Consider the following 13,460-nt stretch of genomic DNA (forward strand, 5'->3'; position numbering starts at 1 on the left):
TTTGTGTTGCATCTATTATTTTAAAAATAAAAGGTTTAGCACAAAGGCTTTACTTTAAATATTGTGATTATGCTTGGTGAACATTTACCGCAATTGCGTTATCTTCGCGCATTTTCTTCTTCGCTAAACGCTTAGTGCGGTCAACAACGTCGCCGACTAATTGGCCACAAGCTGCATCAATATCATCACCGCGTGTACGACGCACAATACAGGTAATGCCCGCTGCTTGTAGTACTTTTGAAAAGCGGTCGATGCGGCTGTTACTTGAGCGACCATATTCGTTACCCGGGAATGGGTTAAACGGAATAAGGTTCACTTTTGAAGGCGTCCCTTTTAGTGTTTTAACCAATTCGTGTGCTTGATCTGTGCTGTCGTTCACACCTTGCAGCATAACGTATTCGATAGTCACATCTTTATTTGCTTTAGAGCCATCAATATAACGACGGCACGCCGCTAAAAACTCTTCGATTGGGTACTTTTTATTGATTGGTACCAGTACATCACGCAGCTCATTGTTTGGTGCGTGCAGTGAAATAGCCAGCGCTACGTCGATTTTCTCTTTTAATAAGTCAAGCGCAGGCACCACGCCAGATGTACTTAAAGTAACGCGACGTTTTGATAAACCAAAACCCCAATCGTCCATCATAAGCTCCATCGCAGGTACGACGTTTTTAAGGTTAAGCAGAGGCTCACCCATACCCATCATTACCACGTTAGTCACAGGGCGTTTTGTGCTGTCACCGTCTAAACCAATGTCTTTTGCTACGCGCCAAACCTGACCGATGATCTCAGACACAGATAAGTTACGGTTAAAGCCTTGTTGTGCTGTAGAGCAGAACGTACATTCAAGAGCACAACCAACTTGTGATGAAACACATAAAGTTGCACGGTCTTTTTCAGGGATCCAAACAGCTTCGACTTCTTGGCCACCTTTAAGCAATAGGGCGTATTTGATGGTGCCATCACTTGCCACTTGCTTAACAGAGATTTCTGGAGCAACAATTTCGCATTCAGCTTTTAGTTTTTCTTTAAGCTTTTTATTGACGTTGGTCATATCGTCAAAATTGTCTACACCAAAATGATAAATCCATTTCATCACCTGATCGCCACGGAATGGCTTTTCACCGAACGATACGAATAGCTCACGCATTGCGTCTCGGTTTAAATCTAACAAATTAATCTTTTTTTCAGTGGTCATGAAACAACCTCAATCAGTGACGGTGGTAAGTAGTTTTGGTGCGCGATTGTATATTATTTAATCGACTTAGTCATTAGCTAAACAGATTTACAATAGGCTTAGCTAATGACTAAAAAAGGGCCCGAAAGCCCTTTTTCTTCTGCATCACAGACTTAGCTGTGAACTCGAAATTAACGAGTACGTGGGCAGATTTCTTCGTCAGCGAAGAAGTATGCGATTTCACGTGCAGCTGATTCAACAGCGTCTGAACCGTGAACAGCATTTTCGTCGATGCTGTCTGCGTAGTCAGCACGTAAAGTACCAGCTAGTGCTTCAGCAGGGTTAGTAGCACCCATGATTTCACGGTTTTTAAGTACTGCGTTCTCACCTTCAAGAACAGTAACCATTACTGGACCAGATGTCATGAACTCAACTAAAGCACCGAAGAAAGGACGCTCGCTGTGCTCAGCGTAGAAACCTTCAGCTTTCTCTTTTGAAAGGTGAACCATTTTAGCTGCAACAATTTTAAGACCCGCAGTTTCGAAACGGTTGTAGATTGCACCGATGTGGTTTTTAGCAACTGCATCAGGTTTTACGATTGAAAAAGTACGCTCTAAAGCCATCTTTATGCTCCAATAATTTTGAATATAAAAGGATAAATATTAACGGGCGCGAATTATACGCGCTTTACGTGAAAATTCCTAATTTAATTAAACATTAGCGTGATGGCATTTTTATGAATGTATAAATTTTCCCTAGAGAAGTCATGCAGTCAACCAATAATCGTATGGTAAGTTAATGATACCAAAGTAATTGGGGCATAGTTTGTACTCGATACTCTTACCTTTAATGTCGCTGATGTAGATAAAGATGTTTTGCGAACTCTATGCTCAATGTCAGGCCTGAAGTGCAAAATCAGCACATTATTTTCACTGATATTTACTAAGCAATAACGAGGTGTTTTTTTAGTTTTAAGGCATTCAAATTTTAAAGCTGAAGTTAGCTTTATTTAGCTTAAACAAATAATTAACAATTAATGTGCAGTTGTTAATTTTAGGTTCATTTAAGTCTGGGTTTTCTATTCTTTATCATCCTTTTGTTTTTTATTTTCTCCTATTAATTAGTGTTTTAACTCTACTTTTTGCATCACTCTTTAATTAGTGGTTAGTAATTCACCTTACATCAAAATGTAACTCAAATGTTAAATTTGAGTGTACAAAACGCTACATGGTTTTACGTGAATTCCGACTTCTATTCAGTCATAAATTAGTAACGGATTGCTTCTTTGTCATGGGCAAAGTTCAGTTCTGAGAAAACAATTCTAATAATTGAAGGAGATATCAATGAAATTACGCAGCGCGTTTACCAAGCTGTCATGTGCTTCGGCCTTTGCTTTAGGCACGATGCTGACACTTTCGCCAGCAGCGAATGCAATGAAATTAAAACAACAAAATTTGCAACAGATGACGGTGGAATCACAAAGCATCATTTCAGGACGCGTAGTTAGTGTTACTGACGGTTTTGATAATAACCGCCCTTATACTGAAGTGACCATTGAAGTTTCGTCTGATGCAAAAGGCAAAGTAAAAGAAGACTCAACTTATACATTTCGCCAGTTTGGTTTGATTAAGCCTCGTTCAATGGGTAATGGCAAAGTTTACTTAGGGGCTACACCTGAGGGATTTTCTAAATGGCGCGAAGGCGAGCAAGTGATTGCTTTTATGTATAAACCAGCATCTATTACAGGCTTTCAAACTACGGTAGGTCTGGCACAAGGTAAGTTTGTTGTACGTAACGGTAAGGTAGAAAATATTTTTGCTAATCAAGGCGTTTTTGAAGGGTTAGACACCAGTAAGTTGTCAGCTGAACAACAGAACCTTTTAACCACACCAGGTGCGGTTGATGTAGGTGTTTTTATGGATTTAGTGGGTAAACTATCTGGAGTGCAACAATAATGAAATTTTCAAGAATCGCAGCAGCATTAGCGCTAGCAACAGTATCAACCGGTGCATTAGCTGGCGGCCCTTTGTATATTCATGAACAAACTATGCAGCCTTACAAATGGGATACTTCAAATGGCAGTATTCCTGTTTGGACCGATGGTGGTCAGCTGATCAAAGACAAAGATGGTAATGATGTTGAAACATTTAGTGTGCTTGAAAAAGGTACCGTATTTAACATTGATGTTACCTTACCTGATGGCACTGTGATCCCAGCGAATACAGAGCTCGACCGTGACTATACTTTTTTAACAGTTGAGCAAGCAAATGCAGTGACAGCGAACGCTGTAAAAGAGTGGTCTGATGTTGAAACATCAACATTTGAGATGTCTATTCAAGGCACAATCTTTGAAAAAACCGGCATTGCTGATGTAACAGCTGAAAATGTAGACCAAATTTATGGCGTTGAAAACGGCTATGGTTTTTGGGTTAACTACGACACCGACGGTGGAATTTTAGAAAACTATTTTGGTGTGCCTCGCAATTCAGTGCTTGGTATTGCATTCCCAGAATGGGCTGATGAAGAAACAGGTGAAATATTAGAAGCCACTGCGTTGATGAATGGCTGGTATGTTGATATTAACGATACTGACGGCACGCAAGTAGGTGGGGTATTTACCCATGAGTTCGGTCATGCGATTAATATGTCTCACTCTCAAGCAAATGGTCATTTAGTGTATATGTCGGCAAGCTATAGTCCGCAATACGATGGTGTGCCTGGTTGTGCTGGTGTAACTAAGTTTACCAGCTCAAGTATGCTAGATTTCTCAGCGATTGAAACAATGTTCCCGTTTATTAATGTTCGCTCAAGCGCAGGTTCTAATCAGCATACCATTAATGTAAAAGACGATATTGTAAACATCTCTGATCTTTACCCAACAGCCGAGTACAAATCACAGTTTGGTAGCATTCAAGGCAAGCTTTTTACAAAAGAAGGCGTTGAGTACTCAGGTATTAACTTGATAGCTCGAAATCTTGATAATCCTTATGAAGATGTGATCAGTCAGCAGTCAGGTAATATGACTCAAGGTCGTATTGGACCTGATGGATCATTTACTATTAATGGTTTAACTCCGGGTGCGCGTTATGCACTTTATACCCAAGAGATTAATGCTGGCGGCTACCCAACTCAGCAAACAAATATTTTGTCAGAAGCAGAGTATTGGAATGAAAATGAAAGTGCGGACCCAAGTACTGATAATGCGTGTGCTTTAACTGAAATTGTTGTTTCAGCAGGCGAGACAAAGCAAGTTGAGATGATCTTTAACGGTTATCAAGACGGTATCCAATATACACCACTTATTTCAGCATTTGTTATGGACCACGCGAAAAATGGTAAGAAGGCGCTAGGAACAACGTCATCAGGTATCCCATTTTTATATGACAGCGCGACTAAGTCATTTGACACATTAGTTAGCCCTGATGGATACGCATTACTGAGCTCTACAAATACTGCGATGAATAAAACTGCAACTAAAGCAGCAATCACCGCACATTTTAATGACAACGGAATTATGCAAGGCGGTATCTGGGATATTAACTCAGGCCACGTATCAATGCTTGAAGACTTGACGGGTAATAGCTGTGCGTTATCTAGCCAGCAAGGTTTTAGCTCGCAAAGTGTTTGGGATATGGATGATGCGGGTAAACTTGTCGTAGGTAATACACGCTTCCCTTATGACGGAACTAACCGCTGTGCAGAAGGTGAAGGCGCTCGTTCTGTCGGTATGCCAACAGTATGGGATGTTAAAACAGGTAAGGCAACACTGTTACCAGGTACTAAGATGGTTGACCGTTCGTATGGTTCAGGTAAAGAAATCGCTCTAGTAGATGGTGATACCGAGATCCGTCGTACAGCATGGGCTCGAGCTGACCGTATATCAGGCAATGGTAAGACTATTACAGGTTCTACAAATGGCTTTACCCAAATTGCTTGGGTAAATGGTGAACTTGTTGATACTCATACCGAGTTTGGTGCGATTGATAACTCAGTTATTTCTGTTGATGGTCGCTATGTTGCGTTTGGTGCAATTGAAAACCGTCGTGCTGTTGGCGTTAAAGTTTGGGACACAGTATCAAATACCACAGAGCAAATTGGTAGCCTGCGTTGGTGTGACAACATTCCAGCGGTAAGCTTTTGGACTAATTACTGTGACCTAGGCTACAGCCATGAAGAGTTAGTTGAATTAGGTTTTGGCTTACCTTCAGTTATGGTACTTGATGCAAACGACGACTTGTCAGTAATTACGGGTCGTGCTGGTAGCCCATTAGCAGGCGGTTTTGTTGGCGCTATTTACCTTAAAGGTATTGGTTGGATGTCAACAGAAGAGTTCTTTGGTAAACAAGGCGTAACCGAAGCAAAAGGTATCTTAACCGATAACATGTTTGGTTTAAGTGCGAATGGCTCTGAGATTATGGCTGGTGTGGCTGGATTAACACTGTCAATCGAAATTGATGCCAATAAAGCATTTGTATGTGATAACGGCCGCGACCGTGAGCTTAGCTTCCCTAAGCAAGTGGTTGAGGCAGTTAAACTAGGTGCTGAATTTGGTCGCTGCGCGCACTTAGATGACTAATCGTTTATTTTGTTAAGCGCATAAGACCCACTGAAAAGTGGGTCTTTATTTTAATTTTTACAGTATCAAAGAGTTTTCAATGTTTAAAAGAATCCCACTCTATGCTGCCGCCTTGTTGTTAAGCTTTACTTCTTTTAATGGATGGGCACAATCAAACCCAACAACAGATAACTATCAAGATAAAAGTGAATTTCCCAGCGAATTAATGACTGTATGGGAATTAGATGCGCCGGCATCGATAGAATATGCGAAAAAGTCAGCAAATTGGAATGACAGCTTCGCCAAACTTATGACTAAGTTAATAGCGACAAATAAAAATGTTAGGTATCAATTTGAGAATAATAGCCTAATAAGCTTTTATAATGACTCTCGGCAACAGCTCGCTATTCACTTAAATAAACAAACTACGCGCTTTTATCTATTTGAGTTTCAGCAAGCAGGCAAGCCCGCTGAGTTGAAAATTGAAAAAGCCGCAGGGGGGCGTATTAATATGCAAGCTGACGGTTTACTTGGCTATCAGTTTTTACTTTGGAAAAAGCGCAGAGAGCGTTTATCAGGAGTTTAAGGCGATAACTTTAATGAGAATAGCTTGTCAGTCGACTTTGCTATAAAGGTGACCATCTTACGGTCACTTTTTGCTTTAGACATCATTTATACATATGCATGCTATGTGGTACCAATCCGCAATAATACTTAAAGATTTTGAAGCATCAAACCTGTCGCTAACAAGGTTTTATTGCTTCAAAAGAGCTCCCTTAATTAAGCGTATTGGTATAACCGTGCTGCTGAGTTTTATTGAATCATGATCTAGATCAATAAAATTACTGGGCAGATTATTATACTCCCGCGCTTCATTATCGTATTAATTCATGCAACCGACTTGTACTCGGTTCGATGTATGGAGCTTTCATGTCGTCACCTATTTTGACCCCTCGTCCTTTTACGCCTGAGTTGTTATCACCTGCAGGTAGTTTAAAGAATATGCGTTATGCCTTTGCCTATGGTGCAGATGCTGTTTACGCTGGGCAACCTCGTTATAGTCTTCGTGTTCGAAACAATGAGTTTGACCTAGATAACCTGCAAATCGGTATTAACGAAGCGCACGCGCAAAATAAAAAATTGTATGTGGTGTCGAACATTGCTCCTCACAATGCCAAAGTTAAATCGTACCTACGCGATATTGAGCCAGTCATTGCGATGCAGCCTGATGCACTGATCATGTCTGATCCTGGGCTTATCATGTTGGTGCGTGAAAAGTGGCCAGACATGCCGATTCACTTATCTGTGCAAGCGAATGCAGTAAACTATGCCACAGTGAACTTTTGGGCTCAGCAGGGTATTGAGCGAGTTATTTTATCGCGTGAATTATCGCTTGAAGAAATCGCTGAAATTCGTGAACTATGCCCAAATACAGAACTTGAAGTGTTTGTTCACGGTGCACTATGTATGGCGTACTCTGGCCGTTGTTTGTTATCAGGTTATATTAATAAACGCGATCCAAACCAAGGCACTTGCACTAATGCATGTCGTTGGAATTACGATGTGAAACCCGGCACCGAAAATGAAACCGGCGAAATGGTGCATAAAATCGACCCTAAAGCGGTGATCCCAACACTTGGTGATGGTGCACCAAGTAACGAAGTATTTATGCTTGAAGAGCAAGGCCGTCCTGGCGAGTACATGCCTGCTTTTGAAGACGAGCATGGTACTTACATTATGAACTCAAAAGACTTACGTGCAGTTCAATATGTTGATCAGCTTACAAAAATGGGCGTGCATAGTTTAAAAATTGAAGGCCGAACTAAGTCTTTCTACTATGTTGCTCGTACTGCGCAAGTATATCGTAAAGCCATAGATGATGCGGTTGCTGGTCGCCCATTTGATGCAAACTTATTTAAAACTCTCGAAAACTTAGCACACCGTGGTTATACCGAAGGGTTTTTAAAACGCCATGCACATCAAGACTATCAAAACTATGAGTACGGTCATTCGGTATCAGATAAACAGCAGTTTGTGGGTGAGGTATTAGGCCGCAACGATAATGGCTTAGTTGAAATTGATGTAAAAAATAAATTCTGTACTGGTCACTCACTCGAGCTTATGACGCCAAAAGGGAATATCAACTTCAAGCTAGATTTTATGGAAAACAAAAAAGGCGAAGCCATTAGCGATGCAAAAGGCTCAGGCCATATTGTTAAAATTCCTCTGCCAGAAGATATCGATTTAGATCACGCAATTTTGATGCGCAATCTTGATGCTAACCAAGATACGCGTAATCCTTTTAAAACAGCCTAAAGTAAACATGCGCTAAGTGAGTTTAAACTGACTTAGCGCATACATTTAATCTATATTATCAAGACATTGTCCTTTTGAGTTTCCTCTCTAATTATTTTAATTCAGGGTATAAGTAAACGTTTCGAGTAGCGCACTAATATTCGTTTAAAATTGACCGTTTGAATTATCAAGCTAACGCTCACTAAGCCAATTCCAAGCCAGCCAATTTGCTGAAATTGCTCATTTAAAATCACAATAGCCAGTATGGTGGCGATGATAGGCTCAAGTAAAGTAATGAGCACGGCTTGGCTAGCCGCGATGGTTTTTAAGCCAATACTAAATAGCCAATAACCTAAAAACATCGGTACTATGGCCATGTAAAGCGCCACGCAGGTGTTGGTAACTGAGGCAAAAAGCGCATCTCCAGTGATCAATAACGAAGGCAAAAGCACACATGCTGCGCCGCCAAATAGGCTTGCCATAGTCGCTCTTGAATGAACGCCGCTGCTAATTAAACGTTTGGCAACCCATGAATAACCTGCATAGGTAAGCCCTGCAATTAAGCCAAGTAAAATGCCGATGTTTTGGCTAAACAGCCCCTTAGCAGCAAGGTTATGCTCTTTACCTAACGCGATTAAGCCAATGCCTATTGCACCAAAGCAAAAGCTGACTAGCCAGCGAGTTGCAATGGGCTTTTTCTCAATTAAGTATTCCAATAAGACGGTAAATAAAGGCGCGCTGGCAATCGAAACAACAGTACCAATTGCCACACCAGCACTATTCATAGAGGTATAAAATGCCAGCGGATAAATAGCCACACAAGCCGAGCCGAGCAAGGTTAGGCTGTAGTGCTTACGTAGTGTACTCGCATTGTTTATTAGCTGTTTTAGTGAGGTTAAACAAAGTAATACGCCGCCAACCCCCATCGCAAACGCACCTATTGCAAAAGGGCTAATGTCTGGTGCAAAGCTTGCGGCCGTGCCTGTTGTGCCCCAAAACACACTGGCAACTAAAACGGCAATGGTCGCGATGGTATGGTTCATTGATGATTCGCTTTAAATTTAAGATATAAAAAGCATAATCAAAATCGATGCACAATTTTTGACAAAAAGGACGGTTTTGTTGGCGTTTAAAACTAAAGTTATTTGTTGAATTTGCTCGGTGATAAACCAAAGAACTTTGAAAAACTGCGGCTAAAAGATGAAAGATCATTGTAACCAACTAACTCACTAATACGTTGTAGCGGGTAGTCGGTATGACTTAGCAAGGCTTGGGTTTTTTCCATTCGTTGTTTAGTTACATAGTGCATGACAGTCAATCCCGTTTGTTGCTTAAACAGCAGTTTAAATTGTGTTGGGCTCAAACAGGCAATGCTGGCAAGGTGTTTGATATGAAGAGGAGTGCTTAGGTGACTGTCAATATAAAGCAAGGCCTCACTAATTCGGCTGTCGACCTTTGGCTGCATAATTTGCTCAGTTAGTAGCAAATTGAAGGTGTTAAACATGGCAAGTTCTAATTCACGATTAACCGCTTGCTCAAGTTGCTTTGCTACAAACTGCAAAAATGCCCAAAGTGATTGATTAATAGCAAACACGCAGCGCTCAGCAGTGGCCAGGTTATCCGGTAGCGTTGGCATATCGGCCACCACAAATCGTGCCTCTGGCATTGCGGTAAACAGGTGTGTTTGCGAGGCTTTGACAACTACGCATTCACCGGGGGCGACTTTACCTTGAAAATCACCCACACTAATAGCAATCACACCTTTTAAGGGCAGTACAAGTTGATGATAGTCATGGCTATGACTAACAGGCTTAGTACTGTATGAGCGGATAGATAGGTTGCCTTGCATCGTTTTGTGATAACCATTTGCTGAATAACGCTATTATGCCTGTTTGCTAGGGATGATCAATTTTATAGGCCATTAACGGGGTTAGCACATGCTCGTAGGCAATCATTAGCGCGACATAAACCAACAAAACAGCCATCAGTTTATTAAACACATTAAAAATACCCGGCCGTGATACTTGTTTGCCAAGCACCAAGCCCGCTAACGAGTAACTTGTAGGCGCACCAAAGGCAAGAATGGCTAAAATAAGAGACCAAAATACGATTGCAGCGCCGGTAATATCTGCACTTGGGAACTGAATCGTAGCAATTGGCAGAGTAGCCACCAAGGCTTTTGGATTTAATAGCTGCATAAACAGGCCATCGAAAAAGCTAAGTGATGCATCAGCAGACGTATCACTCACCTGTACTTTTGCTTTTGCAACCTTCCAAGCAATGTACAAAATATAGCCGCAACCAATTAAGCTCACATAAGGCAAAAACTGCGGATTGATCACTTGTAAGCCAAGGTAGCCAAGCAGTACAAATAAGATAAACATCGCGCTACCCACACCGATAAAAAATCCAAGGTGTGAACGAGTTTGTTTATTTAAGCCGCTGCCTAAACCAAGTAAATTGATTGGCCCAGGGGTGTACATAATGCCAATAGCATATCCAAAGATATCTGCCATAACAGCTCCAAATCAGTAATTTAGCTCTATCTACGAGCCCATTGCAGTTGAAATTGTTTTGGTGTCATACCGAATACTCGTTTGAAGTTACGATTGAGGTGGCTGGCATCTGCAAAGCCAGATTCAACCGCTACGCTGGTGGCATCGCGGCCAACTTGTAACGCTCTACGGGCATAATTAATACGACAGTTCAAAACATATTGATGTGGAGTAATACCGAAGTGCTCGCGAAAGCGGCGGATAAAATGAAACTTAGACATAGTGGCAGCATGGGCAATGTCATCAATAGCAATGTCATTGTCGATATTTGCCAAAATGTAGTCTTTTGCGCGCAGTAGTAAGCTATCAACACGGGTGTTTAAAGTTGGCAAATCAAGGCTGCCATTGAGCCTTACTAAAGACTGCGCCATTTGCAATAGCGCAGCTTCTCGCTCTATTTTGCTGGTGCTATTGGTTTGTAAAAGCCTCGATAAGTTAATCACTTGATTACGCAGTAATGGATCAGCATACAAGGTGTTTGCCATACGTAATGTGCAATCTTCCTTATACCCAAGCGCTTTGAACAACGGCTGAAATTCATCGGGATGAATGTACAGCATTAGATACTCTAGGTTTTGCTCAGTGCCAGAGTGACCATCGTGAATATCTTCAGGATTAAACAAAATGACATTGCCAGGTACGCTTTTATAAAACGCATTACGACAAAAGAAATCTTGCCGCCCCTGTAGAGTAATGCCAATTGAATACTCTTCGTGAGCATGCTTTGCATAGGTAAAATCACTCATAGTCGCAGTTAACATCGAGATGCTTTGATGCTGTTCGTTGTTGATGTACTTAAAGTGATTGTCTTTGCTCACAGATGCTCCTGAAGGTTGTGCGCTTCGTTATTATTCCTACGCCAATATAGCGAAGCAGGCAACCTAAAAACTTGAACAAAATTGCTGATATTGAATTAAGGAGATTAATTTTTAACTAAATAACAGCAAATAGCAGTAATGATTTTATTTATTTTTCAATTTCTTATAAATAGTTCCGGTCTGGCTTTTCTTATATTTGATTTTAGTGTGAATGTTTTTATCCCTAACTTGGGTCTTTTAAATAAGCAGTAAAGTGGGGGTTAAATGAATTTACGTACAGCAAATAATTTAGTGGTTGCACTTATCACTATCAGTTTTTCGTTATTGGGCTTGTCTTTTATCTTAGGGGCAAACCCTAATGCCATTGGCAGTATATTTTCGTTTTATGGTTTAGACGCTCAGGTGCCTGCTCATTTAATGAGTATGATAGCAGGCTTTGCATTTTGTTTTGTTGGCATTACCAGCCTTCATTCACATTTGGGGTTTATTAATAAAGCGCTTCCGACCGTCACCGCACTTGCTATCTCACTGGTATGTTTAATAACTCTGTTTGGCGCTAATCGTTGGCTTGCTAGTGAAGGGGGCTTCCCTGTGATTGGTTCGGGGCAGGGGATCATTAAGTATTTTGCTGTTATTCCACTGTTTATATTTGTGTTTTACAAAGATGCTTTAACTGATAAAGCGCATATTGCTCTGAATTATGCATCGGTGGCATTAGTGCTGGTTTGGATTGGCGCCATGAAGTTTTTTGCTTTTGAAGCGAAGGGAATTGTGAGCCTTGTAGAAACATCGCCGTTTATGTCGTGGTTATATCAGGTTTTTAGTGTGCAGGGTGCATCGAATGTGATTGGCGTGTTTGATATTGTCAGTGTGCTGTTGCTTTGTGTTGGCTTGTTAATTAAGAACAACAAACTAATAGTGTTAGCTGGGCTTGCCTGCAGTGCTGTTTTTATCATGACACAAACATTTTTAATTACCGCACCGAATGCGCTTAGCAGTACAACCGTTTTAGCTGGACTTGGTCAATTTGTGATTAAAGATCTGTGGTTTATTGCGAACTTAGTGATTATCTATCACTTAGCTGTAATTAATAAAACACCTAATCAAACAGCAGAATAAAATAATAAGGCCTCATTAGAGGCCTTTAAAATGAGAACTAAACAACGACAACGGCTTTTTGCTTTTGAATTCTAGAAAACTCAAGCGCATCGTTGAGATTGTTAAATTCAAAGTCAGTAGGTTCTTCAACATTTAAACTACCCGAAGCAATGTCATTAAGGAGCTTTTCTCCATCGCTCACAAGGCGTTGCCATTGCTGTGTATCGCCATAATCATGTAATACACCAAGGGCAATCTCGTGATAAGAAATAGTGCGCGTAAATGGCTCATCTACAGGTGTTTCAATACGTCCTAATATACTGATCACATGGCCATTTGCTTTTAGGAGTGGCACTAACCTTTTAGCTTCTTCAGGGCCATTAGCATCAAAGAGTGCAAAGTAGCCACCTTCAGAAGGCGCGTCGCGTAATACTAACTTAACGCCAAGTTTTTCAGCTTGTTCTGTCGTTAAGCTTGTTGATAATGCATGAACTTCAAAGCCACTGTGGTTCAGCATTTGCGTCAGTAGTTTATTAACAGCCCCCATGCCGGTAACTAATACTTTTTCGCCTTTGCGTAATGGTATTTTGCTAAAGGCTTGCCACGCAGTAAGCAGTGGGCAAGGCAATGCAGCAGCAACATTAGCAGCTAACTCTTTTGGTACCTGCATAACACGTTCAGCATAAAGCACCGAGTGCTTAGCAAAGCTGCCGTTTTCACTTAAGCTATGATGATAAGCGACTGTTTTACCAATTAGTTTGCTATCGACGCCATCGCCTACCTTCTCAATAACCCCTGCACCGTCTACGCCTGGCGTGTGTGCATCTGGCCAATTAATAGGATTGGCTTGAATAAACTTCCAATCAACTGGATTGATACCAATTGCAAGGTTGCGGACTAAAATTTGCCCTGCTTTAAGTGCTGGTACAGCTTTTAATCCCAAAGCGAGTGCTTTATCAGCC

General features: G+C 41.1%; 12 protein-coding genes. 5 read left to right on the plus strand and 7 right to left on the minus strand.

The genetic code is table 11. From position 1 onward, the window contains the following. Positions 1-67 precede the first annotated feature (67 nt). Together rlmN and ndk are read right to left on the minus strand one after the other, a co-directional pair. Positions 68-1,198: a dual-specificity RNA methyltransferase RlmN gene (gene rlmN / locus ACSFVZ_RS06805; RefSeq protein ID WP_135926790.1), complete on the minus strand. Its 1,131-nt coding sequence runs from the start codon at positions 1,196-1,198 to the stop codon at positions 68-70. A gap of 170 nt (positions 1,199-1,368) precedes the next feature. Then, positions 1,369-1,800 (minus strand): nucleoside-diphosphate kinase, encoded by a 432-nt coding sequence (gene ndk / locus ACSFVZ_RS06810; protein ID WP_036972405.1) that lies wholly within the window; start codon positions 1,798-1,800, stop codon positions 1,369-1,371. A gap of 720 nt (positions 1,801-2,520) precedes the next feature. On the opposite strand from ndk, the gene ACSFVZ_RS06815 reads away from it, so the two are divergent. From ACSFVZ_RS06815 to trhP, 4 genes are all read left to right on the plus strand, one after another. Then, a complete protein-coding gene (locus ACSFVZ_RS06815; protein ID WP_199527499.1) occupies positions 2,521-3,132 on the plus strand; it encodes a hypothetical protein in 612 nt (203 codons plus the stop codon). Beyond that, entirely contained in the window at positions 3,132-5,753 is a 2,622-nt protein-coding gene (locus ACSFVZ_RS06820; RefSeq protein ID WP_138558254.1) for a zinc metalloprotease, read from the plus strand. Before ACSFVZ_RS06815 ends, ACSFVZ_RS06820 begins: the two co-directional genes overlap by 1 nt. A gap of 79 nt (positions 5,754-5,832) precedes the next feature. Beyond that, the gene (locus tag ACSFVZ_RS06825; protein WP_135926792.1) at positions 5,833-6,318 is read left to right on the plus strand and encodes a hypothetical protein; all 486 of its coding nucleotides are present in this window, start codon (positions 5,833-5,835) and stop codon (positions 6,316-6,318) included. Between the two features lie 344 nt (positions 6,319-6,662). Further along, entirely contained in the window at positions 6,663-8,048 is a 1,386-nt protein-coding gene (trhP, locus tag ACSFVZ_RS06830; RefSeq protein WP_135926793.1) for a prephenate-dependent tRNA uridine(34) hydroxylase TrhP, read from the plus strand. A 101-nt stretch (positions 8,049-8,149) separates the two neighbouring features. On the opposite strand, the gene ACSFVZ_RS06835 is transcribed toward trhP, so the two are convergent. From ACSFVZ_RS06835 to ACSFVZ_RS06850, 4 genes are all read right to left on the minus strand, one after another. Further along, the gene (locus ACSFVZ_RS06835) at positions 8,150-9,070 is read right to left on the minus strand and encodes a DMT family transporter (RefSeq protein ID WP_435558456.1); all 921 of its coding nucleotides are present in this window, start codon (positions 9,068-9,070) and stop codon (positions 8,150-8,152) included. A gap of 98 nt (positions 9,071-9,168) precedes the next feature. After that, entirely contained in the window at positions 9,169-9,876 is a 708-nt protein-coding gene (locus ACSFVZ_RS06840; RefSeq protein WP_435558457.1) for a helix-turn-helix domain-containing protein, read from the minus strand. Between the two features lie 46 nt (positions 9,877-9,922). Then, positions 9,923-10,543 carry a LysE family translocator gene (locus tag ACSFVZ_RS06845; RefSeq protein WP_435558459.1) on the minus strand — a complete coding sequence of 207 codons (621 nt, stop codon included), beginning with the start codon at positions 10,541-10,543 and terminating at the stop codon, positions 9,923-9,925. Between the two features lie 26 nt (positions 10,544-10,569). Continuing rightward, positions 10,570-11,400, minus strand: a complete 831-nt coding sequence (locus ACSFVZ_RS06850) for an AraC family transcriptional regulator (protein ID WP_435558460.1) — start codon at positions 11,398-11,400, stop codon at positions 10,570-10,572. 264 nt (positions 11,401-11,664) lie between these two features. Between ACSFVZ_RS06850 and ACSFVZ_RS06855 the strand changes: the two genes are divergently transcribed. After that, complete coding sequence (locus ACSFVZ_RS06855; protein ID WP_435558461.1) at positions 11,665-12,519, plus strand: DUF417 family protein; 855 nt, start codon at positions 11,665-11,667, stop codon at positions 12,517-12,519. Between the two features lie 37 nt (positions 12,520-12,556). On the opposite strand, the gene ACSFVZ_RS06860 is transcribed toward ACSFVZ_RS06855, so the two are convergent. Then, entirely contained in the window at positions 12,557-13,441 is an 885-nt protein-coding gene (locus tag ACSFVZ_RS06860) for an alcohol dehydrogenase catalytic domain-containing protein (RefSeq protein WP_435558507.1), read from the minus strand. Positions 13,442-13,460 lie beyond the last annotated feature (19 nt).

Source organism: Pseudoalteromonas nanhaiensis (genome assembly GCF_051235485.1).
Classification (GTDB): Bacteria; Pseudomonadota; Gammaproteobacteria; order Enterobacterales; family Alteromonadaceae; genus Pseudoalteromonas; species Pseudoalteromonas lipolytica_C.

What these genes read in the sequence shown, in the direction of transcription:
- ACSFVZ_RS06855 (WP_435558461.1), top strand. Translation starts at nt 11,665, where the DNA reads ATGAATTTACGTACAGCAAATAATTTAGTGGTTGCACTTATCACTATC.
- rlmN (WP_135926790.1), bottom strand. Translation starts at nt 1,198, where the DNA reads ATGACCACTGAAAAAAAGATTAATTTGTTAGATTTAAACCGAGACGCA.
- ACSFVZ_RS06815 (WP_199527499.1), top strand. Translation starts at nt 2,521, where the DNA reads ATGAAATTACGCAGCGCGTTTACCAAGCTGTCATGTGCTTCGGCCTTT.
- trhP (WP_135926793.1), top strand. Translation starts at nt 6,663, where the DNA reads ATGTCGTCACCTATTTTGACCCCTCGTCCTTTTACGCCTGAGTTGTTA.
- ACSFVZ_RS06840 (WP_435558457.1), bottom strand. Translation starts at nt 9,876, where the DNA reads ATGCAAGGCAACCTATCTATCCGCTCATACAGTACTAAGCCTGTTAGT.
- ACSFVZ_RS06825 (WP_135926792.1), top strand. Translation starts at nt 5,833, where the DNA reads ATGTTTAAAAGAATCCCACTCTATGCTGCCGCCTTGTTGTTAAGCTTT.
- ndk (WP_036972405.1), bottom strand. Translation starts at nt 1,800, where the DNA reads ATGGCTTTAGAGCGTACTTTTTCAATCGTAAAACCTGATGCAGTTGCT.
- ACSFVZ_RS06820 (WP_138558254.1), top strand. Translation starts at nt 3,132, where the DNA reads ATGAAATTTTCAAGAATCGCAGCAGCATTAGCGCTAGCAACAGTATCA.
- ACSFVZ_RS06845 (WP_435558459.1), bottom strand. Translation starts at nt 10,543, where the DNA reads ATGGCAGATATCTTTGGATATGCTATTGGCATTATGTACACCCCTGGG.
- ACSFVZ_RS06835 (WP_435558456.1), bottom strand. Translation starts at nt 9,070, where the DNA reads ATGAACCATACCATCGCGACCATTGCCGTTTTAGTTGCCAGTGTGTTT.